At 70.0% G+C, this 22,878-nt stretch carries 18 protein-coding genes; 5 read left to right on the forward strand and 13 right to left on the reverse strand.

What is annotated here, in order from left to right; all coding sequences use genetic code 11:
- Positions 1-16: 16 nt before the first annotated feature.
- On the reverse strand, positions 17-370 hold the full coding sequence (locus ACFWBW_RS08930) for a hypothetical protein (RefSeq protein ID WP_385369794.1): 354 nt from the start codon (positions 368-370) through the stop codon (positions 17-19).
- Positions 371-423: 53 nt separating this feature from the next.
- Positions 424-1,371 carry a heme o synthase gene (locus tag ACFWBW_RS08935; RefSeq protein WP_250742345.1) on the reverse strand — a complete coding sequence of 316 codons (948 nt, stop codon included), beginning with the start codon at positions 1,369-1,371 and terminating at the stop codon, positions 424-426.
- A 270-nt stretch (positions 1,372-1,641) separates the two neighbouring features.
- Here ACFWBW_RS08935 and tkt point away from each other — a divergent pair, with 270 nt between their 5' ends.
- The 5 genes from tkt to pgl all read left to right on the forward strand — a co-directional run bounded on the left by tkt (position 1,642) and on the right by pgl (position 8,430).
- The gene (gene tkt / locus ACFWBW_RS08940) at positions 1,642-3,729 is read left to right on the forward strand and encodes a transketolase (RefSeq protein ID WP_385369796.1); all 2,088 of its coding nucleotides are present in this window, start codon (positions 1,642-1,644) and stop codon (positions 3,727-3,729) included.
- 35 nt (positions 3,730-3,764) lie between these two features.
- Positions 3,765-4,907, forward strand: coding sequence for a transaldolase (gene tal, locus ACFWBW_RS08945; protein WP_385369798.1), 1,143 nt, complete (start codon positions 3,765-3,767; stop codon positions 4,905-4,907).
- Positions 4,908-4,912: 5 nt separating this feature from the next.
- Complete coding sequence (gene zwf, locus ACFWBW_RS08950; protein WP_243338381.1) at positions 4,913-6,439, forward strand: glucose-6-phosphate dehydrogenase; 1,527 nt, start codon at positions 4,913-4,915, stop codon at positions 6,437-6,439.
- On the forward strand, positions 6,436-7,485 hold the full coding sequence (gene opcA / locus ACFWBW_RS08955; protein WP_385369800.1) for a glucose-6-phosphate dehydrogenase assembly protein OpcA: 1,050 nt from the start codon (positions 6,436-6,438) through the stop codon (positions 7,483-7,485). Before zwf ends, opcA begins: the two co-directional genes overlap by 4 nt.
- Positions 7,486-7,647: 162 nt before the next feature.
- Entirely contained in the window at positions 7,648-8,430 is a 783-nt protein-coding gene (gene pgl, locus ACFWBW_RS08960) for a 6-phosphogluconolactonase (RefSeq protein ID WP_385369802.1), read from the forward strand.
- A 73-nt stretch (positions 8,431-8,503) separates the two neighbouring features.
- Here the strand turns inward: pgl and pgi are convergent, their stop codons facing one another.
- The 11 genes from pgi to uvrC form a co-directional block, all read right to left on the reverse strand.
- Positions 8,504-10,207 carry a glucose-6-phosphate isomerase gene (pgi, locus tag ACFWBW_RS08965; RefSeq protein WP_385369864.1) on the reverse strand — a complete coding sequence of 568 codons (1,704 nt, stop codon included), beginning with the start codon at positions 10,205-10,207 and terminating at the stop codon, positions 8,504-8,506.
- Positions 10,208-10,362: 155 nt separating this feature from the next.
- Positions 10,363-10,698, reverse strand: a complete 336-nt coding sequence (locus ACFWBW_RS08970; RefSeq protein ID WP_007263454.1) for an RNA polymerase-binding protein RbpA — start codon at positions 10,696-10,698, stop codon at positions 10,363-10,365.
- Between the two features lie 177 nt (positions 10,699-10,875).
- Positions 10,876-11,112, reverse strand: a complete 237-nt coding sequence (gene secG / locus ACFWBW_RS08975; RefSeq protein ID WP_385369804.1) for a preprotein translocase subunit SecG — start codon at positions 11,110-11,112, stop codon at positions 10,876-10,878.
- A 143-nt stretch (positions 11,113-11,255) separates the two neighbouring features.
- A complete protein-coding gene (gene tpiA, locus ACFWBW_RS08980; protein WP_385369806.1) occupies positions 11,256-12,044 on the reverse strand; it encodes a triose-phosphate isomerase in 789 nt (262 codons plus the stop codon).
- 6 nt (positions 12,045-12,050) lie between these two features.
- On the reverse strand, positions 12,051-13,262 hold the full coding sequence (locus ACFWBW_RS08985; RefSeq protein WP_385369808.1) for a phosphoglycerate kinase: 1,212 nt from the start codon (positions 13,260-13,262) through the stop codon (positions 12,051-12,053).
- Between the two features lie 140 nt (positions 13,263-13,402).
- Positions 13,403-14,407 (reverse strand): type I glyceraldehyde-3-phosphate dehydrogenase, encoded by a 1,005-nt coding sequence (gene gap / locus ACFWBW_RS08990; RefSeq protein ID WP_243338363.1) that lies wholly within the window; start codon positions 14,405-14,407, stop codon positions 13,403-13,405.
- A gap of 208 nt (positions 14,408-14,615) precedes the next feature.
- Complete coding sequence (locus ACFWBW_RS08995) at positions 14,616-17,573, reverse strand: M14 family zinc carboxypeptidase (RefSeq protein ID WP_385369810.1); 2,958 nt, start codon at positions 17,571-17,573, stop codon at positions 14,616-14,618.
- 156 nt (positions 17,574-17,729) lie between these two features.
- On the reverse strand, positions 17,730-18,731 hold the full coding sequence (gene whiA, locus ACFWBW_RS09000; protein ID WP_112449750.1) for a DNA-binding protein WhiA: 1,002 nt from the start codon (positions 18,729-18,731) through the stop codon (positions 17,730-17,732).
- A complete protein-coding gene (gene yvcK, locus ACFWBW_RS09005; protein ID WP_385369812.1) occupies positions 18,722-19,792 on the reverse strand; it encodes a uridine diphosphate-N-acetylglucosamine-binding protein YvcK in 1,071 nt (356 codons plus the stop codon). Before yvcK ends, whiA begins: the two co-directional genes overlap by 10 nt.
- Positions 19,789-20,793, reverse strand: coding sequence for an RNase adapter RapZ (gene rapZ, locus ACFWBW_RS09010; RefSeq protein ID WP_385369814.1), 1,005 nt, complete (start codon positions 20,791-20,793; stop codon positions 19,789-19,791). The genes yvcK and rapZ overlap by 4 nt, the downstream gene beginning before the upstream one ends.
- Positions 20,790-22,802 (reverse strand): excinuclease ABC subunit UvrC, encoded by a 2,013-nt coding sequence (gene uvrC, locus ACFWBW_RS09015; protein ID WP_385369816.1) that lies wholly within the window; start codon positions 22,800-22,802, stop codon positions 20,790-20,792. The genes rapZ and uvrC overlap by 4 nt, the downstream gene beginning before the upstream one ends.
- Positions 22,803-22,878 lie beyond the last annotated feature (76 nt).

Raw genomic sequence — 22,878 nt, forward strand, 5'->3', positions numbered from 1 at the left:
GCCAAGATCGACCGGGTCAGGCGGCCGGGTTCGCGGTTCCGCCGAGCTGCATGCCGGCCATCCGGGACCACTCGTACGGCCCCGTCCGCACCCGTGCGGCGAACTCTCCGTCGAACTCCTCGTGGAGGGTCAGCCCGGCCTTCTCGGCCGCGAGCCGCGCGGTGTCGTACGCCGGGGCCACCAGGTCGCCCCAGCCTCCGTCGGTGCCGACGAGGACGATCCGGGTGCCCGCCTGGCCGATGTGCGCGAGGTGGCCCTCGGCGCCGCCGTGCTGCTTGGCGAACGCGCCGATCTGCTTGGCCAGCTTCGCGGCCGTACGGTCCTGCTTCTTGTCCGCCGCAGCGGCGGCGGTCTCCTCGGTGTCTGCCATGAAGAACATGCTACCGGCCGGTAATGAGCGGAGGAAGGTTCACGGCCGAAGGATCATCGGAGGAAGGGGTCCACGGCGACGGCGACGAAGAGCAGCGACACGTAGGTGATCGACCAGTGGAACAGCCGCATCTCCTTCAGCTTCGCGCCCGTCACTCCCGACTTGGCGCGTGCGTTGAGCCCGTGCGCCTCCCACAGCCACCAGCCGCCGGCCACCAGTGCGACCGAGGTGTAGAACCAGCCGGTGTACCCCAGGGGGGTCAGCAGCAGCGAGACCGCCACCATCACCCAGCTGTAGAGGACGATCTGCTTGGCCACGGCCTTGTTGCCCGCCACGACCGGCAGCATCGGCACGCCGACCCGCGCGTAGTCGTCCTTCACCTTCATCGACAGCGGCCAGTAGTGCGGCGGCGTCCAGAAGAAGATGACGAGGAAGAGGATGACCGCGGCCCAGGAGACCTCGTTCTTCACCGCCGACCAGCCGATGAGCACCGGCATGCAGCCCGCGATGCCGCCCCAGACGATGTTCTGCGAGGTGCGCCGCTTCAACAGCATCGTGTAGACGACGACATAGAAGAGGAGCGCGCCGAGCGCGAGCGCGGCCGAGAGCCAGTTGATCAGCAGCCCGAAGAACAGCGTGGACGCGATCCCGAGGGTGATGCCGAAGACCAGGCACTCGCGCGGGCTGACCATGCCGGTCACCAGCGGGCGTCCCGAGGTCCGGTCCATCAGCGCGTCGATGTCGCGGTCGATGTACATGTTCAGCGCGTTGGCGCCGCCCGCGGACAGGTAACCGCCGAAGCAGGTGGCGAGGACCAGCCACAGCGAAGGCACGCCCTGCTCGGCGAGGAACATCACCGGCACCGTCGTGATGAGCAGAAGCTCGATGATCCGCGGCTTGGTCAGTGCCACGAAAGCCATGGCCCGGGCCCCGAACGGCCGGTGGTTGGGGCTCGTCCCGAGCACCCCCGCTGGACGGGATTCGACGGCCGTCACGCACACCCCTGACAGAGAATCCAGCAAGCTCCGACGTGAACCCTTTTAAACATGTAGGTCCCGTAAAGGCTTGCGCGTACCACGCCACTCTAGACGTAGCCATTGGCTCGTCCCGCGCGGGGGTCGCCCCGTGTTGGTCCGATCGGCGGTGAGACGTCACGTGTGGACCGTGGGAACTCGAATAGCTGCACGCTGTGGCGGGGGTAGGCTCGGAATCGCGCCGGTGCACCGTTCGTCACCGGGAACCAGACATGTGGAGAGGAGCCCTGACCCACGGTGAGCACCAAGCCGACGACCACAGAGCTCGACTGGACCGAACTGGACCAGCGTGCTGTCGACACCGCCCGGATCCTGGCCGCCGACGCGGTCCAGAAGGTCGGTAACGGCCACCCCGGCACGGCGATGAGCCTGGCCCCCGCCGCGTACACCCTCTTCCAGAAGGTGATGCGGCACGACCCGGCGGACCCGGAGTGGGTCGGCCGCGACCGTTTCGTGCTCTCCGCCGGTCACTCCTCGCTGACCCTCTACACCCAGCTGTACCTGGGTGGGTTCGGGCTCGAGCTGGACGACCTGAAGGCCTTCCGCACCTGGGGCTCCAAGACCCCCGGCCACCCGGAGTACGGCCACACCGCGGGCGTCGAGACCACCACCGGCCCGCTGGGCCAGGGCATCGCCAACGCGGTGGGCATGGCCATGGCCGCCCGCTACGAGCGCGGCCTGTTCGACCCCGAGGCTCCCACGGGCACCTCCCCGTTCGACCACATGATCTACGCGATCGCGGGCGACGGCTGCCTCCAGGAGGGCATCTCCCACGAGGCGTCCGCGCTGGCCGGCCACCAGAAGCTCGGCAACCTGGTGCTGCTGTGGGACGACAACCACATCTCCATCGAGGGCGACACGGAGACGGCCGTCTCCGAGGACACCCTGAAGCGTTACGAGGCGTACGGCTGGCACGTCCAGCGCGTCGCGCAGCAGGAGAACGGCGACCTCGACCCGAAGGCGCTGTTCACGGCGCTGCAGGCCGCCAAGGCCGAGACGGAGCGCCCCTCCTTCATCGCCGCCCGCTCGATCATCGCCTGGCCGGCCCCGCACGCCCAGGGCACCGAGGCCTCGCACGGCTCGGCCCTCGGCAACGACGAGGTCGCCGCCACCAAGCGCGTGCTCGGCTTCGACCCGGAGCAGACCTTCGAGGTCTCCGACGAGGTCATCGCGCACACCCGCTCCCTCGGCGACCGGGGCCGCGAGGCCCGCGCCGCCTGGGAGAAGGAGTTCTCCGCCTGGCGCACCGCCAACGCCGGGCGCGCCGCCGAGTTCGACCGCATCAACGCCAACGAGCTGCCCGCGGGCTGGGAGGACAAGCTCCCCGTCTTCGAGGCCGGCAAGGGCGTCGCCACCCGCGCCGCCTCGGGCAAGGTCCTCGAAGCGCTCGGCGCGGTCATCCCGGAGCTGTGGGGCGGCTCGGCCGACCTCGCCGGCTCCAACAACACCACCATCGACAAGAACTCCTCGTTCCTGCCGGTGGGCAACCCGCTGCCGGAGGCCGACCCGTACGGCCGCACCATCCACTTCGGCATCCGCGAGCACGCCATGGCCGCGGCCATGAACGGCATCGCCCTGCACGGCCACACCCGCATCTACGGCGGCACCTTCCTGGTGTTCTCCGACTACATGCGCAACGCCGTGCGCCTCTCCGCCCTGATGCACGTGCCGGTCACCTACGTGTGGACGCACGACTCCATCGGCCTCGGCGAGGACGGCCCGACCCACCAGCCGGTCGAGCACGTCGCCGCGCTGCGCGCCATCCCGGGCCTGAACGTGGTCCGCCCGGCCGACGCGAACGAGACCGCCGTCGCCTGGCGCGAGATCCTGAAGCGCCACACCAAGGTCTTCGGCAAGGGCGCCCCGCACGGTCTGGCGCTGACCCGCCAGGGCGTGCCGACCTACGAGCGCAACGAGGACGCCGCCAAGGGCGGGTACGTGCTCTTCGAGGCCGAAGGCGGCCCCGCCGAGGTCGTCCTCATCGGCACCGGCTCCGAGGTCCAGCTCGCCGTCGCCGCCCGCGAGGCCCTGCAGGCCGAGGGCGTCCCGGCGCGCGTCGTCTCGATGCCGTCCGTCGAGTGGTTCGAGGAGCAGTCCCAGGAGTACAAGGACAGCGTCCTGCCGCCTTCGGTCAAGGCGCGTGTCGCGGTCGAGGCCGGCATCGGCCTGACCTGGCACCGCTACGTCGGCGACGCGGGCCGGATCGTCTCGCTGGAGCACTTCGGTGCCTCGGCCGACGGCGCCGTGCTGTACCGCGAGTTCGGCCTGACCGCCGAAGCCGTGACCGCCGCCGCACGCGAGTCGCTCGCCGCCGCCGCGCGCTGACTCCCGCACCCAGACCAGTAGGAGATGCAATTCCCATGACAGACGCACTGAAGCGCCTTTCCGACGAGGGCGTGGCGATCTGGCTGGACGACCTGTCCCGCAAGCGGATCACGTCCGGCAACCTGGCCGAGCTCATCGACCAGCAGCACGTGGTGGGTGTCACCACCAACCCGGCGATCTTCCAGAAGGCGATCAGCGGCGGCGAGGGGTACGGGCAGCAGCTCGAGGACCTGGCCGCCCGCAAGGTCACCGTCGAAGAGGCGATCCGCATGATCACCACGGCGGACGTCCGCGACGCCGCCGACATCCTGCGCCCCGTCTACGACTCGACCGAGGGCCAGGACGGCCGCGTCTCGATCGAGGTCGACCCCCGCCTGGCCCACAACACCACGGCGACCATCGCCGAGGCCAAGCAGCTCGCGTGGCTGGTGGACCGCCCGAACACGCTCATCAAGATCCCGGCGACCAAGGCCGGCCTGCCGGCGATCACCGAGGTCATCGGCAAGGGCATCAGCGTCAACGTCACGCTGATCTTCTCGCTGGAGCGCTACCGCGAGGTCATGGACGCGTACCTGGCGGGCCTGGAGAAGGCGAAGGCCGCGGGCCTGGACCTCTCCAAGATCCACTCGGTCGCCTCCTTCTTCGTGTCCCGCGTGGACTCCGAGATCGACAAGCGCCTGGACGCGCTGGGCACCGACGAGGCCAAGGCCCTCAAGGGCAAGGCGGCGCTCGCGAACGCCCGTCTGGCCTACGAGGCCTTCGAAGAGGTGTTCGGCTCTGCCGACAAGTCTGCACAGACCACCGAGCGCTGGGCCGCCCTGGACAAGGCGCACGCCAACAAGCAGCGTCCGCTCTGGGCCTCGACCGGCGTCAAGGACCCGGCCTACAAGGACACCCTGTACGTGGTGGACCTGGTCGCCCCCGGCACCGTGAACACCATGCCCGAGGGCACCCTCGAGGCCACCGCCGACCACGGCGTGGTCGAGGGCGACACCATCCGCGGCACGTACGAGCAGGCCCGCGCCGAGCTCGCAGCGGTCGCGAAGCTGGGCATTTCGTACGACGATGTGGTGCAGCTGCTCGAAGAAGAGGGCGTCGAGAAGTTCGCGGTGTCCTGGAACGACCTGCTGAAGTCGACCGAGGCGGAGCTTGAGCGCCTCGCCCCCACGGAGGCCTGAACACTTTGTCTGTAAACGGAGCGAACCCGCTTCGTGACGCACAGGACCGGCGGCTCCCGCGCATCGCGGGGCCGTCCGGCCTGGTCATTTTCGGCGTTACGGGTGACCTGTCGCGCAAGAAGCTGATGCCTGCCGTCTACGACCTCGCCAACCGCGGCCTGCTCCCGCCGGGCTTCTCCCTGATCGGCTTCGCCCGACGGGAGTGGCAGGACGAGGACTTCGCGCAGGAGGTTCACGACGCGGTCAAGCAGCACGCGCGCACCCCCTTCCGTGAAGAGGTCTGGCAGCAGCTCGTCCAGGGCTGCCGCTTCGTCCAGGGCGACTTCGACGACGACCAGGCGTTCGAGACGCTGAAGTCGACGATCGAGGAGCTGGACAAGGCGCAGGGCACCGGCGGCAACTTCGCCTTCTACCTGTCCGTACCGCCGAAGTTCTTCCCCAAGGTCGTCGCCCAGCTCAAGAAGCACGGGCTGGCGCAGAAGGAAGGCTCCTGGCGGCGCGCGGTCATCGAGAAGCCGTTCGGGCACGACCTGACCAGTGCGCAGGAGCTCAACCAGCTCGTGCACGACGTCTTCCCGCCCAACGAGGTCTTCCGGATCGACCACTACCTGGGCAAGGAGACCGTCCAGAACATCCTGGCGCTCCGCTTCGCGAACACGATGTTCGAGCCGATCTGGAACCGGTCGTACGTCGACCACGTGCAGATCACCATGGCCGAGGACATCGGCATCGGCGGCCGGGCCGGCTACTACGACGGCATCGGCGCGGCGCGCGACGTCATCCAGAACCACCTGCTCCAGCTGCTGGCGCTCACCGCGATGGAGGAGCCCGGCTCCTTCCACCCGAAGGCGCTGGTGGCCGAGAAGCTCAAGGTGCTGACCGCCGTGGAGCTCCCCGAGGACCTGGGCAAGCACACCGTGCGCGGCCAGTACTCGGCGGCGTGGCAGGGCGGCGAGAAGGTCGTCGGGTACCTCGAAGAGGACGGCATCGACCCCAAGTCGAAGACCGACACCTACGCGGCCATCCGCCTGGAGATCAACAACCGCCGCTGGGCGGGCGTCCCGTTCTACCTGCGGACGGGCAAGCGCCTGGGCCGCCGGGTGACCGAGATCGCGGTCGTCTTCAAGCGGGCCCCGTACCTGCCGTTCGAATCCGGCGCGACCGAGGAGCTGGGGCAGAACGCCCTGGTCATCCGGGTCCAGCCGGACGAGGGCGTGACGGTGCGCTTCGGTTCCAAGGTTCCGGGCACCTCCATGGAGGTCCGGGACGTGACGATGGACTTCGCCTACGGCGAGTCCTTCACGGAGTCGAGCCCCGAGGCCTACGAGCGGCTGATCCTCGACGTGCTGCTGGGTGACGCGAACCTGTTCCCGCGCCACCAGGAGGTCGAGCTGTCCTGGAACATCCTCGACCCGATCGAGCGGTACTGGGACACGCACGGCAAGCCCGCGCAGTACCCGTCGGGCACCTGGGGACCGGTCGAGGCGGACGAGATGCTCGCACGAGACGGACGGAGCTGGCGCCGGCCATGAAGATCGATCTCACGGAGACCAACTCCAGCAAGATCAACGCCTCGTTGGTGCAGGCGCGCCGGGACATCGGCACGCCGGCCATCGGGATGGTGCTCACGCTGGTGATCGTGACCGACGAGGAGAACGCGTACGACGCGCTCAAGTCGGCGAACGACGCGTCCCGCGAACACCCTTCGCGGATCGTCGTGGTCATCAAGCGGGTCAGCCGCTCGCCGCGCAGCCGCCAGGGCGCCCGTCTCGACGCGGAAGTCCGCGTGGGGACGGACTCCGGCACCGGCGAGACGGTCGTGCTCCGCCTGCACGGGGAACTGGTCGACCACGCCCAGTCGGTGGTTCTCCCGCTGCTCCTCCCGGACGCGCCCGTCGTCGTCTGGTGGCCGGAGGGCGCTCCGCAGGACCTGGCGGGCGACCCCCTGGGGGCGCTCGGCCAGCGCCGGATCACGGACACCTACTCCACCGAGGACCCGATCGAGGCACTCGGCAGCCGGGCGGTGGCGTACGCGCCCGGGGACACGGACCTGTCCTGGACCCGGATCACCCCGTGGCGCTCCATGCTGGCGGCGGCGCTCGACCAGCAGACCCACTCCGTGACCTCGGCTACGGTCGAGGGCGAGGACGACAACCCGAGCTGCGAGCTGCTGGCCATGTGGCTCGCGGACCGGCTGGGGGTCCCCGTCAAGCGCACCTCCTCGGCGGGCCCCGGGCTCACCGCGGTGCGCCTGGAGACCAAGGACGGCGAGATCGTCCTGGACCGGGCGGACGGGGCGCTGGCCACGCTGTGCATGCCGGGGCAGCCCGACCGTGCGGTGGCGCTGAAGCGCCGCGACACGGCCGAGCTCCTGGCGGAGGAACTCCGCCGCCTGGACCCGGACAACACCTACGAGGCCTCGCTGAAGTTCGGCGTCTCCCGCCTGGCTCCCGTGGCCGGGCAGGCGCCGGCGCCCGCGAAGGCGGCTCCCGCGAAGGCGGAGGCCCCGGCCAAGGCGGAGGCCCCGGCGGCGAAGCCCGCTCCGGCGAAGCCGGCCAAGAAGGCCGCGGCGAAGTAACGGCCCCGCTGCGCGGAGCTTGTCCCCTACCCTCCCTTCCACCGTTCCCCGGGGCTCCGCCCCCGGTTTCGGGAAGGGGCGGGGGTGGGGGAAGGCTCCGCGCAGCGGCATCCGGACCCGCACCCGAACGCAGAACTACCGACAAGGCGGCAGCACATGGGTATGACGACTCCCCAGGTCGTCGTCCACCGGGACAAGGAGCTGATGGCCCAGGCCGCGGCCGCCCGGCTGATCACGAAGATCGTGGACGCGCAGGCCGCCCGCGGCACCGCGTCCGTGGTCCTCACCGGCGGCCGCAACGGAAACGGCCTGCTCGCCGCGCTGGCCGCGGCCCCGGCCCGGGACGCCATCGACTGGTCGCGCATCGACCTGTGGTGGGGCGACGAGCGCTACGTGCCCGCCGACGACCCCGAGCGCAACCACGTACAGGCCCGTGAGGCCCTGCTGGACTCCGTCCCGGTGGACCCCGCGCGGGTCCACGCCATGCCCGCCTCCGACGGCCCGTACGGGGTCGACGTGGACGCGGCGGCCGCCTCCTACGCGGCGGAGCTCCTCAAAGCCTCCGGCCCCGAGGACCACGGCCCGGTCCCCCGCTTCGACGTCCTGATGCTGGGCGTGGGCCCCGACACGCACGTGGCTTCGCTGTTCCCCGAGCACCCCGCGTCCCGCGAGAGCGAGCGCACGGTGGTCGGCGTCCACGGCGCGCCCAAGCCGCCGCCGACCCGGATCTCCCTCACCCTCCCGGCGATCCGGGCGGCCCGCGAGGTCTGGCTGCTGGCGGCCGGCGAGGACAAGGCCGGAGCGGTGGCGATCGCGCTGGGCGGGGCGGGCGAGGTCCAGGCGCCGGCGGCCGCCGCGTACGGCCGCTCCCGCACCCTGTGGCTCCTCGACCGCGCCGCGGCCGCGAAGCTCCCGCCGGCCATGTACCCCCCGGCCTCGGCCTGACCCCGTGTGACACGTACGGAAGGGCCCGCTCTCCCCACGGAGAGCGGGCCCTTTCGCTGTGGACGGCCCGGGGTCAGCGGCCCCGCAGCGAGCGGTACGTGGACACCAGCGCGCGCGTGGACGCGTCCAGGCCCGGTACCTCCGCACCTTCGGTGAGCGCCGGCTCGACCCGCTTGGCCAGCACCTTCCCGAGCTCCACGCCCCACTGGTCGAAGGAGTCGATGTTCCACACCGCGCCCTGGACGAACACCTTGTGCTCGTAGAGCGCGATCAACTGGCCCAGTACGGCCGGAGTCAGTTCGGCGGCCAGGATCGTGGTCGTCGGGTGGTTGCCCGCAAAGGTCTTGTGCGGGACCAGCGGTTCGGCGACGCCCTCCGCCCGGACCTCGTCCGGGGTCTTGCCGAAGGCCAGCGCCTGCGTCTGCGCGAAGAAGTTCGCCATCAGCAGGTCGTGCTGGGCGGCCAGCGCCGGCGACAGTTCGCCCACCGGCCGCGCGAAGCCGATGAAGTCCGCCGGGATCACCCGGGTGCCCTGGTGGATCAACTGGTAGTAGGCGTGCTGGCCGTTGGTGCCGGGCGTGCCCCACACCACCGGGCCGGTCTGCCAGTCCACCGGATTGCCCTCGCGGTCCACCGACTTGCCGTTGGACTCCATGTCCAGCTGCTGCAAGTACGCGGTGAACCGGGAGAGGTAGTGGCTGTACGGGAGCACCGCGTGCGACTGGGCATCGAAGAACGCCCCGTACCAGATCCCCAACAGGCCCAGCAGCAGCGGGGCGTTCTCCTCGGCCGGCGCCATGCGGAAGTGCTCGTCCATGGTGTGGAATCCGCCGAGCAGCTCCCGGAAGGCATCCGGGCCGATCGCGATCATCAGGGACAGCCCGATCGCGGAGTCGAAGGAGTAGCGTCCGCCGACCCAGTCCCAGAACTCGAACATGTTGGCCGTGTCGATGCCGAACGCGGAGACCTTCTCCTCGTTGGTGGACAGCGCCACGAAGTGCCGTGCCACGGCCGCCTCGTCGCCGCCGACGCCCGCGAGCAGCCATTCCCGCGCCGAAGTGGCGTTGGTGATGGTCTCGATGGTCGTGAAGGTCTTCGACGCGATGATGAAGAGCGTCTCGTGCGGGTCCAGGTCCCGCACGGCCTCGTGCAGGTCTGCGCCGTCCACGTTGGACACGAAACGGACCGTCAGGCCCCGGTCGGAGAAGGCGCGCAGCGCCTCGTACGCCATCGCCGGACCGAGGTCGGAGCCGCCGATGCCGATGTTGACGACGTTCTTGATGCGCTTGCCGGTGAAGCCGGTCCACTCCCCCGACCGGACCCGGTCGGCGAAGGCCGCCATCTTGTCGAGGACCGCGTGGACGCCGGGTACGACGTTCTCCCCGTCCACTTCGACGACCGCGTCGGCCGGTGCGCGCAGCGCGGTGTGCAGGACCGCCCGGTCCTCGGTCGTGTTGATCTTCTCGCCGCGGAACATGGCCTCGCGCAGCTCGGCCACGCCGGTCGCCGCGGCCAGTTCGCGCAGCAGTGTCAGCGTCTCGTCGGTCACGAGGTGCTTCGAGTAGTCGATGTGCAGGTCCGCGACCCGCAGGGTGTAGCCGGCGCCCCGGCCCGGATCCGTCTCGAACAGCTCCCGCAGATGCGTCTGCCCCAACTCGTCCCGGTGCTTGCCGAGTGCGTGCCACTCGGGCGTCCGGTTGAGCCTCGTACGGCCCTCCCGTCGCCCACCACCACCCTCGCTTGACGCGCCTCGCGCGGCGGCCTGGTTTGCGTTCATCTCGGACATCAACCCACTTCCTGTCCTGTCGTGCCCCGCCGGTTCCAACCTAAGGGATGGGAAGCGCACAACCGACACAAAGCAGCCCGGCCCGCAGGAGAGAAGACTCCTGCGGGCCGGGCCGTATGCCACTTCGGTCGTTCGGTGGGGACGCGTCAGATCTCGCCGCGCAGCTTGGCGAGCGCCTCGGCGAGGATCGCCTCGCCGTCGGCGTCCGTGCGCCGCTCCCGTACGTACGCCAGGTGCGTCTTGTACGGCTCGGTGCGCGGCGGCGCGGGCGGGTTGTCCCGGTCCTGGCCGGCCGGGAACCCGCAGCGCGGGCAGTCCCAGGTGTCCGGCACCTGTGCGTCGCTGGCGAAGCTCGGCTGCGTCTCGTGCCCGTTCGAGCACCAGAAGGAGATGCGCAGGCGGGGCGCGGACTCGCCGCGCTCGGCCTCACCCATCGGCCCCGCTCCGACCCGACTACCACGGATCGCGTTGCCACTTGCCACGGTCGTAACTCCCTGCGTGATGGTGCCGCGAAACGTGAGTGGATTCCGTCGCGGGCGCCCAAGTCTACGTAAGGCGGGCGCCCGTCCAGGAGTGGAGTTACCCATTCCAGACAAGAACGCCGGACCTCATGATAGGCCGGGGGGAGCCGACCGGACGGCCGGAATGGCCAGAACGGTTCAGCTGCCGGTCTTCATGAGCAGACCGAGCGCCACGATGCAGGCGAACCAGAGCAGACCGACCACGACGGTGATGCGGTCGAGGTTGCGCTCCGCGACCGAGGAGCCGCCGACCGACGACTGCATACCGCCGCCGAACATGTCGGAAAGACCGCCGCCCTTGCCCTTGTGCATCAGCACGAGCAGCATCAGCAGGGCGCTGAAGACGACCAAGGCGATCTCGAACCCCAAAATCACGGCTGATTCCTACTTTCTGGGCTTACTGGCTTTCCGGCTTTCCCGTATTGCCGATAACGAGCACGGGGGCCAGCGGCTGGTTCAGCCTGCTGGCCCCCGCAAGGGTACGACGGATCCGCCCTACCGCATACTCACGATGAACGTCACTGGTCGCGGAACCGGACGATCTTCACGAACTCGTCCGCGTCCAGCGCCGCGCCGCCGATCAGGGCGCCGTCGACGTCGGGCTGGGCCATGATCGCGGCGATGTTGCCGGACTTGACCGAGCCGCCGTACTGGATGCGGACCTTGTCGGCCAGCTCCTGCGAGTACAGCTCCGCGAGACGGCCGCGGATCGCGCCGCAGACCTCCTGCGCGTCCTCGGGGGTGGCGACCTCGCCGGTCCCGATCGCCCAGACGGGCTCGTACGCGATCACGATGGACTCGACCTGCTCGGCCGGGATGTCCTTGAGGCCGCCGTCGAGCTGGCTCAGCGTGTACGGGACCTGCTGGCCGGCCTTGCGGATGTCCAGGCCCTCGCCGACGCACAGGATCGGGGTGATCCCGTGCTTGTAGGCGGCCTTGACCTTGGCGTTGCAGATCTCGTCGCTCTCGCCGTGGTACTGGCGGCGCTCGCTGTGGCCGACGGCCACGAACGTGCACTTCAGCTTCGAGAGCATCGGTCCGGAGATTTCGCCGGTGTAGGCGCCGGAGTCGTGGGCCGAGATGTCCTGGGCACCGTACTTGATCTTCAGCTTGTCGCCGTCGACCAGGGTCTGGACCGAACGCAGGTCGACGAAGGGCGGCAGGACCGCGACCTCGACGAAGTCGTAGTCCTTGTCGGCCAGGGCGAAGGCGAGCTTCTGGACGTGGGCGATGGCCTCGAGGTGGTTGAGGTTCATCTTCCAGTTGCCCGCCATCAGCGGGGTACGGCCGGCGGTGTTCTCAGTCATCAGGGTTCAGACCTCCAGTGCGGCGAGGCCGGGGAGCGTCTTGCCCTCGAGGTACTCGAGGGAGGCGCCGCCACCGGTCGAAATGTGGCCGAAAGCGTTCTCGTCGAAGCCGAGCGTGCGGACGGCGGCGGCCGAGTCGCCACCGCCGACGACGGTGAAGGCGCTGCTGTCGACGAGGGCCTGCGCGATGGCGCGGGTGCCGCCGGCGTAGTCGGGGTGCTCGAAGACGCCCACGGGGCCGTTCCAGAAGACGGTCTCGGCGTCGGCGATCTTCGAGGCGTACAGCTCGCGGGTCCTGGGACCGATGTCCAGACCCTCCTGGTCGGCGGGGATCTTGTCCGCGTCGACGGTGATGAAGTCCGCCGGGGCCTTGGTCTTCAGGTCCGGGAAGTCCTTGGAGGCGAGGATGTCGACCGGGAGGACCAGCTCGACACCGTTCTTCTCGGCGCGCTCCATGTACTCCTTGACGACGTCCACCTGATCCTTCTGGAGCAGGGAGATGCCGACCTCGTAGCCCTTGGCGTAGAGGAAGGTGTACGCCATGCCGCCGCCGATGAGCAGGCGGTCGGCCTTGCCGAGCAGCTCGTCGATGACGGCGAGCTTGTCGGAGACCTTGGCGCCGCCGAGGATGACGACGTAGGGGCGCTTGACCTCGGCGGTCAGCTTCTTCAGGACGCCGACCTCGGTGGCGATGAGGTAGCCGGCCGCGTGCGGGAGGCGCGCGGGGAGGTCGAAGACCGAGGCGTGCTTGCGGTGGACAGCGCCGAAGCCGTCGCCGACGTAGATGTCGGCCAGCTCGGCGAGCTGGTCCGCGAAGGCGCCGCGCTCGGCGTCGTCCTTCGCGGTCTCACCGGCGTTGAAGCGGAGGTTCTCGATGACGGCGACCTGGCCGTCGGCGAGGTTCGCGACGGTCTCCTTGGCGGAGGCGCCGACGGTGTCGGTGGCGAACGCGACGTCCGTACCGAGCAGCTCGCCGAGGCGGGCGGCGGCGGGCGCCAGCGAGAAGGCGGGGTCCGGGGCGCCCTTGGGGCGGCCCAGGTGCGAGGCCACGACCACGCGGGCGCCGGCCTCGGCGAGCTTCGCGATGGTGGGCTGCACGGCGCGGATGCGGCCGTCGTCGGTGATCTCACCGTTCGAGAGCGGCACGTTCAGGTCGGCGCGTACGAAGACACGCTTGCCGGACACGCCCTCGGCGAGAAGTTCGTCGATCGTCTTCATGCTGTTTTCTACTCCTTTTCCCAGCCCAGGACTTTACCCGTGCGGGACGAGAGGGGTACGAGGCAAGCAACAGGGCCCGTACAGCGCTTCATCGCGCTGCCCGAGCCCCGGTGCTCACATCGTGGTGCCTGCCTTGGTGCTTAGAGCTGACCGCCGACGAACACGGTCAGGTCGACGAGGCGGTTGGAGTAGCCCCACTCGTTGTCGTACCAGCCGATGACCTTGACGCTCTTGCCCTGGACCATCGTCAGGGAGGAGTCGAAGGTGCAGGAGTACGGCCAGTTCACGATGTCGGAAGAGACGATCGCGTCCTCGGTGTAGTCCAGGATGCCCTTGAGCTGGCCCTGAGAGGCCTTCTGGAAGGCCGAGTTGACCTCGTCCTTGGTGACTTCGCGCTCGAGCTCGATGACGAGGTCGGTCACGGAACCGGTGGGGACCGGGACGCGCATCGCGATGCCGTCGAGCTTGCCCGCCAGCTCCGGGATGACCAGCGCGGTGGCCTTGGCGGCACCGGTGGTGGTCGGGATGATGTTCTCGGCGGCGGCGCGCGCCCGGCGCAGGTCCGAGTGCGGGAAGTCCAGGATGCGCTGGTCGTTCGTGTACGCGTGGACCGTCGTCATCATGCCCTTGACGATGCCGAAGTTCTCGAGGAGGACCTTGGCCATCGGCGCCACGCAGTTGGTGGTGCAGGAGGCGTTGGAGATGACGTGGTGGTTGGCCGCGTCGTACTTCTCCTGGTTGACGCCCATCACGATCGTGATGTCCTCGTCCTTGGCCGGAGCCGAGATGAGGACCTTCTTCGCGCCGGCCGCGATGTGCTTGGCGGCGTCGGCCTTCTTCGTGAAGATGCCGGTCGACTCGATGACGATGTCGGCGCCCAGCTCGCCCCAGGGGAGGTTCGCGGGGTCGCGCTCGGCAAAGGTCTTGAAGGTGTTGCCGCCGACGGTGATGGTGTCGTCGGTGTGGCTGACCTCGGCCTTGAGACGGCCCAGGATCGTGTCGTACTTGAGGAGGTGAACCAGGGTTGCGTTGTCAGTCAGGTCGTTGACACCGACGATCTCGATGTCCGCTCCCTGCTCCAGGAGCGCCCGGAAGTAGTTGCGGCCAATTCGGCCAAAACCATTGATGCCTACGCGGATCGTCACGAACCGATCTCCTCGTTGGTGCGCCGGCCTGTCCGCCAGCGAGCTGTATGGGATGTCCCCGACCGCTTACGACACTACCTCTCCGTGAGCTTCGGAGTGACATCGACCATCCTGTGACACGCCCCGAAGCCCCGCACTCCAAGACGAGTACGGGACCTCGGGGACTTTGTGCCCGGTCACTCACGGTGAGCCCGGTCGGGGGCTCTGATCAGTGGTTCAGCGAGCGGAGCGCCTTACTGACGAGTACGGCGCGGTCGGCCGCGGCCGGCACGTGTTCCAGGCCGAAGCCCAGGAGCACGGTGTCACGCGTAGTGACGGAGGCGTAGGACTTGAACAGCTCGCCCGACCGGGACCAATCGCCCGGAACATCAGGGCTTCCGGCAGGTGCGCCCTGGGCGGTCCAGACACCGAACGAGGACTCGAAGCCCTCGACCGCCTGGTCGGCGCCGCCGATCGAGACGCGGGCCTCGTCCGCGAAGACTCCGCGGCCGCCCGAGCCCGGGTCGGTGATGTAGGCGAGGGAGACCTCGACGGTCTTGCCCGCGTACGCGCTCAGGTCGAAGGAGACCTGCTTCCAGCCGCCGGAGGAGGCGGTGAAGGAGTTCCAGGTGCCGCTGGTGCCCTGCGGGGTGCAGCCCCCGGCGTCGAGGGTGAGGTAGCGGCGCAGGAACGGGTGGCCGTTGATGAAGAACCCGGCCCCGCACTCCTCGGGAACGGTGGTGGTGGTCAGGCCGCCCAGCTCGGGCAGGGTGGTCCAGTCGTCGCCGCCCGCGGTACGGGACTCCAGGACCGCGTGGTCGTAGCCCTCCTCGGTGTTCCAGTTCAGCGCCATCTTGAGCTTCGGCTGGTCGGCCGCGGTGACCCCGGTGAGGTCGATGGTGCGGGTGAGGCGCTTCCAGTCGTCGTCGGCGTGCGTGGCCGAGGCCATCGAGGCGCCGGCGTACGGGGCGTACGGGTTCACGACTCCGGCGTACTGGCCCGACTGCGCGCTCTTGAACTGCGGGAACTGCGCCGCGGGCAGGGTGTCGGAGGTGACCGTGTAGGAGCCCGGGCGGTCGAGCGGGTTGCCCGCGGCGTCGCCGAGGGCGCCCTTGGCTCCGGTCAGGGAGCCCGCGCCGGTGAAGCCGGTGGGACCGGTGACCCCGGCGCGGCCGTAGGCGCCGAGGAAGTACTGGCTGAAGTCGTTGGTCACGGCGCGGCCGACCTGGGCGTTGCCGCCCGCCAGCTCGCCGGCCTCGATCAGCTTGCCGCCCTCGTTGAGGAAGTCGCGTACCGCCAGCTGGGTGTCGCCGCCCGGGGACTTGGCCCCGGTGTAGTGGACGGCCGTACGGAAGTGGGAGAGGGCTCCGAGGTGGTGCGGGGCGCCCTGGACGGCCACGTCCCAGACCGCCGCGCTCTTGCCGTTGGCGCGCAGGGCGTCGACGTAGGACTGCGCGTGCTGCGCCGGGGCGCCTTCCTCGGCGATCACCAGCACGTCGGCGCGGGGCCGCGCGGCCACCGTGTACGTGAAGTGCTCGCTGGAGACCTGCTTGCCGCGGTCGCGACCGGTGAACCAGACCTCGACCTTGTCGCCGGGCTTGGCGCCCTCGACCTCGGCCCGGTACTCGTCGAACCAGCTGTTGTCCTCCCCGCCGTAGACCTCACCGCCCTTCCAGGCCTCGAGGTCCTCGTCGTGGGTGCGGCCCCCGTTGATGCGGTAGTTGAGCTCCTTGTCCTTCAGTGCCTTGCGGGCCGTGACGGCCACCTTCTGGTCCTCGCCGCGGGCCGCGTAGGAGGTGGTGAAGGGGTCGAGGGTGAAGTCCGCGGCGGTCAGGCCCAGCGAGGACTTCGGCTGGTCCGGACGCTCGGCGCTCTCGGCCACGGAGAGCGCGAAGTTGATGTTCTTCGCGAACTCGGCCTGGATGAGCTTCTCGTCGTCCGGGAAGTTGAATCCGGAGGCGCAGTCCTCGGGCTTCCACTGGTCGTCCGGGTCGATCGCGGAGGCCGTCTGGCAGGTGGTCATCTCCGGCGTGAACATCATGATGCCGTTGGCGTTGGCGGCGTGCCCGTCGGCCTCGCCGTTGGTGGTGTAGAGCTCGGAGGAGACCTGTGGGTAGTAGCCGGGGACGGCCGGGTTCTCCGGCGTGCCGGCGAGGGCCTTGTAGGCGACGTCGTCGGGGGTGGGGGTGGCCACCTGCCAGCCCACGCCGTAGAGGATCAGCTCGGCCGCGGAGTGGTAGTTGATGCCGTATTCGAAGCCGATGCGCTTCTGGAACCTGTCGAGGGCGACGGTCTCGGGCTCGGAGGAGGCCTTGGCGCCGCGGTAGGTCTCGCTCGACTCGTTGGGCGAGGAGCCCTCGTTGTCGTAGCCCCACTTGTAGGCGAAGTTGCGGTTGAGGTCGACGCCGTCGCCCGCGGTGATCTTGCCGTCGGCGTTGTTGTCGCGCAGGTTCTTGCGCCACAGCCGCTGGCCGTCGGGGGCGAAGGTGTAGTCGTAGCCGTCGGGGTTGGCGGAGAGCAGGAACCACAGCTCGGTGGAGTCCACCAGCTTGGTGATCCGCTGGTCCTTGCCGTAGTTGTCGAGGGTGTGGTGCATCAGCCGCCGGGTCATCTCGGGAGTGATCCACTCACGGGCGTGCTGGTTCGACATGTAGAGCGTGGAGGGCTTGGCGCCGTCCCTGGACTTCTTGGCGTTCTTGGTGACCTTGAGGGCGAGGATGTCCTTGCCCTGGACGGTCTTGCCGATGGAGACGACCTTGGTGAGGCCCGGGTTCTCCTGGGCGGTGCGCAGGATCTCCTCCTGGAGCCCGCCCTTGCCGCTGTACGGGCGGAAGACCCCGTCGCCGGCCGCCAGCGAGCGTGCCGCGGCCTTGGCCCCGACCTTGCGTTCGGCGAGCTTGATCCCCTGCGCCGCCAGTTCCTCGGCCTGTCCGCCGGTGAGGAAGAGCTCGACCTTGGCGGTCCCGGTCTCCGGGGCGCGTTCGGAGAGCTCGTGCGCGTCCTGGCCGGCCGCCAGGACCAGCGGGACCTGCTCCTTGGTGATGTCGGCGTCGTAGACCCGCACCTCGTCGGCGGCGGACTTGTCCGCCGGACCGGGCTGGGCCTGGGCCGCTGCGGGTAGTGCGGCGAGTGTGGTGCCGAAGACGAATGCGCTTGCGGCGAGGATCGATCTCGCGCGGTGCCTCATGTGCCCCCCTGGGCGTCGTCTGCCACGTAAGCCTCCGTCTGCCACGAAGGCTTCGGACGACAGGCTCACGACCAGCCCATGCTCATGTCAATGGGGCATACCGGAAAGGGGCCCGCACGAGTGATCGTGCGGGCCCCTTTCGGAGGCGGTTTTCGCTCAGCCGGCCATGTTGTCGGCCAGCTCCTCGCTGTCGCTGAGGTCGAGGTTCGACTCGGTGCCCGGGATCCCGAGGTCCTGGGCCCGCTTGTCGGCCATCGCCAGCAGGCGGCGGATCCGGCCCGCGACCGCGTCCTTGGTCAGCGGCGGGTCGGCGAGCGCGCCCAGCTCCTCCAGGGAGGCCTGCTTGTGCTCCATGCGCAGCCGGCCGGCCGCGGCGAGGTGCTCGGGGACCTCCTCGGCGAGGATCTCCAGGGCACGCTGCACCCGGGCTCCGGCGGCCACCGCGGCCCGCGCCGAGCGGCGCAGGTTGGCGTCGTCGAAGTTGGCGAGGCGGTTCGCGGTGGCGCGCACCTCGCGCCGCATCCGCCGCTCCTCCCAGGCCAGCACCGAGTCGTGGGCGCCGAGGCGGGTCAGCAGGGCGCCGATGGCGTCCCCGTCCCGTACGACGACCCGGTCCACGCCGCGGACCTCACGGGCCTTCGCGGCGATGGAGAGCCGGCGGGCGGCGCCGACAAGGGCCAGGGCGGCCTCCGGACCGGGGCAGGTGACCTCCAGGGAGGAGGAGCGGCCCGGCTCGGTCAGCGAGCCGTGGGCCAGGAAGGCCCCGCGCCAGGCCGCCTCGGCGTCACAGGTGGCCCCGGAGACCACCTGGGGGGGCAGACCCCGGATCGGACGGCCGCGGCCGTCCACGAGGCCGGTCTGGCGGGCGAGCTGGTCACCGCCGGCGACCACCCGCACCACGTACCGGTTGCCCCGGCGCAAGCCGCCCGGAGCCATGATCACCAGATCCGAGGAGTGTCCGAAGATCTCCAGGATGTCCTTGCGCAGGCGGCGGGCCGCGATCCCCGCGTCCAGTTCCGCCTCGATGACGATCCGGCCGCTCACCAGGTGCAACCCGCCCGCGAACCGAAGGATCGCCGAGACCTCCGCCTTCCTGCAGCAGGTGCGGGTGACAGGCAGGCGGGCGATCTCATCCTTCACCGCGGGCGTCATCGCCATGGGCCGATCCTTCCATGCATCCGAAAAATACGGTCGTACGCGGCGGCAAGCAGCTCCGGATCATGCTTCGGAGAGCCGTCCAGCCGGGCAACCGGCGCCAGCTCGACCGCGGCACCGAACCGTTTTGCGGCATCGGCGAGGGACTCGCGATCGGGCACGGCAGCCTGATCGGCCAGCACCACGTCCAGGGCGAGTTTAGGGGCGTGTCGGGCCAAAACCTCCAAATGACGCTGCGGAGAGAAGCCCTCTGTTTCGCCGGGTTGTGGTGCGAGGTTCAGCGAGAGCACCCTTCTGGCCTTGGTCTCGACCAGCGCGTCGAGCAATTCGGGCACCAGCAGGTGCGGAATCACCGACGAGAACCAGGACCCCGGACCGAGTACGACCCAGTCCGCGTCGAGCACCGCCGCGACCGCTTCCGGCACCGCCGGCGGGTCGCTCGGCACCACCTGTACGGAGAGCACCTCGCCGGGGGTCAGCGCCACGGTGGCCTGCCCCCGTACGGTGTCCACGTCCTCGGGGCGGGCCGGATCATGGCCCTTGACCAGGGCCTGGAGCTCCAGCGGGACCGCCGACATCGGCAGCACCCGGCCCTGGGCGCCGAGCAGCTTGCCGACGAGGTCCAGGGCCTGGACGGGGTCGCCGAGCTGTTCCCACAGGGCGACGATCAGCAGGTTGCCGACGGCGTGCTCGTGCAGGTCGCCCTTGGACTGGAAGCGGTGCTGGATGACCCGCGACCAGGTCTGGCCCCAGTCGTCGTCACCACACAGCGCGGCCAGCGCCTTGCGCAGGTCGCCGGGCGGCAGGACCCCGAGCTCCTCGCGCAGCCTGCCGCTGGAGCCGCCGTCGTCGGCGACGGTGACGACGGCGGTCAGCTCGCCCGTGATCCGGCGCAGGGCGGTCAGCGAGGCCGAGAGGCCCATGCCGCCGCCCAGCGCCACGACCTTGGGCGAGACCGCCTCGGGGGCCTCGCCCCGGCGCAGGCCCGTGCGGCCCGCAGGATCCTCGCCCTTGCCGGTGGTGAGCCGGCGCAGGCGGCGGAGCCGCATGGTACGTCCGGTCACTCGCGCCCCATGTCCCTGTGGACGACGACGGTCTCGACTCCTTCGGAGGCGAGGCGGGCGGCGAGCTTCTCCGACATGGCGACGCTGCGGTGCTTGCCGCCGGTACAGCCGACCGCGATGGTCACGTACCGCTTGCCCTCGCGGCGGTAGCCGGTGGCGATGAGCTGGAGCAGCTCGGTGTAGCGGTCGAGGAACTCCTTGGCGCCGGGCTGGCTGAAGACGTAGCCCGACACCTCCTCGTTGAGGCCGGTGAAGGGGCGCAGCTCCGGGACCCAGTGCGGGTTGGGGATGAAGCGGCAGTCGACGACGAGGTCGGCGTCGACGGGGAGCCCGTACTTGTAGCCGAAGGACATGACGGTGGCCCGCAGCTCGGGCTCCTCGTCGCCGGCGAACTGGGCGTCCATCTTGGCGCGCAGCTCGTGCACGTTCAGGCTGGAGGTGTCGATGACCAGGTCGGCGTCGCCGCGCAGCTCGCGCAGCAGGTCGCGCTCGGCGGCGATGCCGTCGACGATGCGCCCGTCGCCCTGGAGCGGGTGGGGGCGGCGGACCGACTCGAAGCGGCGGACGAGGGCGTCGTCCGAGGACTCCAGGAAGACGATCCGCCGGGTGACCCCGCGGGTCTCCAGGTCGGCGAGGGATTCGCGCAGCGCGTCGAAGAACTGGCGGCCTCGGACGTCGACGACGACGGCGATGCGCGCCACATTGCCCTGCGAGCGGGCGCCGAGTTCCACCATGGTGGTGATCAGCGCGGGCGGGAGGTTGTCGACGACGAACCAGCCGAGGTCCTCCAGGCACTTTGCCGCCGTACTGCGGCCGGCCCCGGACATACCGGAGATGATCACCAGCTCGGGGATGGCCGCCTCGGCGGTATCTCCGGGCTCCACTGTCGTGCCCGTACTCACCTGTGCTCCGTCTCGGTCGTACTCGGATGCGATGTCTTCGGTGCCACTTCCGGAATCCTGCTCGGATCCTCGGCCCTGGCGGGTCTCGCGCTCGGTCATTGCTCGGTCCCCCGATCGGATGCTGCTCCCGCGGACGCGGGGGTCTCATCCTCAATGATCTCCCCGGTCGCCGTATTGACGGCGGGACCGGCGGGAACGGCCTGGGCGAGGGCCACGGCCACGGTCTCGGCCGTCTTGCGGCCTATGCCCGGGACCTCGCAGATCTGGTCGATTGTCGCCTGTCTCAGCTTTTTCACCGAACCGAAGTGCTTGATCAGGGCCAGCCTGCGGCTCTCGCCGAGCCCGGGAACCTCGTCGAGAGGGCCGGCCTTCAGCCGTTTGCCCCGCTTGTTGCGCTGGTACTGGATGGCGAACCGGTGGGCTTCGTCACGGACCCGCTGGAGCAGGTACAGGCCCTCGCTGCTGCGGGGCAGCACCACCGGGTCGTCCTCCCCGGGCAGCCAGACCTCCTCCAGCCGCTTGGCGAGGCCGCACACGGCGACGTCGTCGATCCCCAGCTCCTCCAGGGCCCGCTTGGCGGCGGCCACCTGCGGCTGCCCGCCGTCGACCACGACGAGCTGCGGCGGGTACGCGAAGCGCCGGGGGCGCCCGTCGTCCTCGGGCTGCTGCCCGTCGTCACCGTCCTCGGGGGACCACTCCCCCGTCTTCAGCTTCTCCTGGAGGTAGCGGCGGAAGCGCCGGGAGACCACCTCGTGCATGGAGCGGACGTCGTCCTGGCCCTCGAAGGACTTGATCTGGAAGCGCCGGTACTCTCCCTTGCGCGCCAGCCCGTCCTCGAAGACGACCATGGAGGCCACGACGTCGTCGCCCTGCAGGTGGGAGATGTCGAAGCACTCGATGCGCAGCGGCGCGCCGTCGAGCTCCAGCGCCTCGGCGATCTCCTCCAGGGCCCGCGAGCGGGTGGTGAGGTCGGAGGCGCGCTTGGTCTTGTGCAGGGCGAGGGACTGCTGGGCGTTGCGGTGGACGGTCTCCATCAGCGCCTTCTTGTCCCCGCGCTGCGGGATGCGCAGGCTCACCTGCGAGCCGCGCCGCTCGGCGAGCCATTGGCTCAGGGCCGGGGTGTCCTCGGGCAGGGCCGGGACCAGCACCTCCTTGGGGACGGCCTCGCCCTTCTCCTCCCCGTACAGCTGCTGGAGGGCGTGCTCGACCAGCCCGGCGGTGTCGACGGCCTCGACTTTGTCGGTGACCCAGCCGCGCTGGCCCCGGACCCGGCCGCCGCGGACGTGGAAGATCTGCACGGCCGCTTCGAGCTCGTCCTCGGCGACCGCGAACAGGTCGGCGTCGGTGGCGTCGGCGAGCACGACCGCGTTCTTCTCCATCGCCCGGCGCAGGGCCCCTATGTCGTCGCGCAGCCGGGCGGCCTTCTCGTACTCCATCTCCTCCGCGGCCTCGTGCATCTGCTGTTCGAGGCGGGTGAGGTAGGTGCCGGTGCGGCCGGCCATGAAGTCGCAGAAGTCCTCGGCGAGTTCGCGGTGCTCCTCGGGGGTGACCCGGCCGACGCAGGGCGCGGAGCACTTGCCGATGTAGCCGAGCAGGCAGGGGCGGCCGATCTGGGCGGACCGCTTGAACACCCCGGCGGAGCAGGTGCGGACGGGGAAGACCCGGAGCATCAGGTCGACGGTCTCGCGGATGGCCCAGGCGTGCCCGTACGGGCCGAAGTAGCGCACGCCCTTCTTCTTGGGCCCGCGCATGACCTGGACCCGCGGGTAGTCCTCGTTCATGGTGACGGCGAGGGAGGGGTAGCTCTTGTCGTCCCGGTACTTGACGTTGAACCGGGGGTCGAACTCCTTGATCCAGGAGTACTCGAGCTGGAGCGCCTCGACCTCGGTGGAGACCACGGTCCACTCGACGGCGGCGGCCGTGGTCACCATGGTGGCGGTACGGGGGTGCAGTCCGGCGAGGTCCTGGAAGTAGCTGGCCAGCCGTTGGCGCAGGCTCTTGGCCTTCCCGACGTAGATCACCCGGCGGTGCTCGTCGCGGAACTTGTAGACCCCCGGGGAGTCGGGAATCTGCCCCGGCTCGGGGCGGTAGCTGGAAGGGTCGGCCATGCCAACCACCCTACTGTCGCCCGCCGACAAGCGGGCCGAGGCCGTCTCTTTCGGATCTTGCCGGTCAGGCCAGATC

The organism is Streptomyces sp. NPDC059957 (assembly GCF_042730015.1).
GTDB lineage: Bacteria > Actinomycetota > Actinomycetes > Streptomycetales > Streptomycetaceae > Streptomyces.

Bases quoted from the DNA above. Each gene is read 5' to 3' on its own strand.
- ACFWBW_RS08985 (WP_385369808.1), bottom strand. From the start codon at position 13,262: ATGAAGACGATCGACGAACTTCTCGCCGAGGGCGTGTCCGGCAAGCGT.
- tal (WP_385369798.1), top strand. From the start codon at position 3,765: ATGACAGACGCACTGAAGCGCCTTTCCGACGAGGGCGTGGCGATCTGG.
- ACFWBW_RS08930 (WP_385369794.1), bottom strand. From the start codon at position 370: ATGGCAGACACCGAGGAGACCGCCGCCGCTGCGGCGGACAAGAAGCAG.
- rapZ (WP_385369814.1), bottom strand. From the start codon at position 20,793: ATGACCGAGCGCGAGACCCGCCAGGGCCGAGGATCCGAGCAGGATTCC.
- tpiA (WP_385369806.1), bottom strand. From the start codon at position 12,044: ATGACTGAGAACACCGCCGGCCGTACCCCGCTGATGGCGGGCAACTGG.
- uvrC (WP_385369816.1), bottom strand. From the start codon at position 22,802: ATGGCCGACCCTTCCAGCTACCGCCCCGAGCCGGGGCAGATTCCCGAC.
- ACFWBW_RS08995 (WP_385369810.1), bottom strand. From the start codon at position 17,573: ATGAGGCACCGCGCGAGATCGATCCTCGCCGCAAGCGCATTCGTCTTC.
- pgi (WP_385369864.1), bottom strand. From the start codon at position 10,207: ATGAACGCAAACCAGGCCGCCGCGCGAGGCGCGTCAAGCGAGGGTGGT.
- whiA (WP_112449750.1), bottom strand. From the start codon at position 18,731: ATGGCGATGACGCCCGCGGTGAAGGATGAGATCGCCCGCCTGCCTGTC.
- pgl (WP_385369802.1), top strand. From the start codon at position 7,648: ATGACGACTCCCCAGGTCGTCGTCCACCGGGACAAGGAGCTGATGGCC.
- opcA (WP_385369800.1), top strand. From the start codon at position 6,436: ATGAAGATCGATCTCACGGAGACCAACTCCAGCAAGATCAACGCCTCG.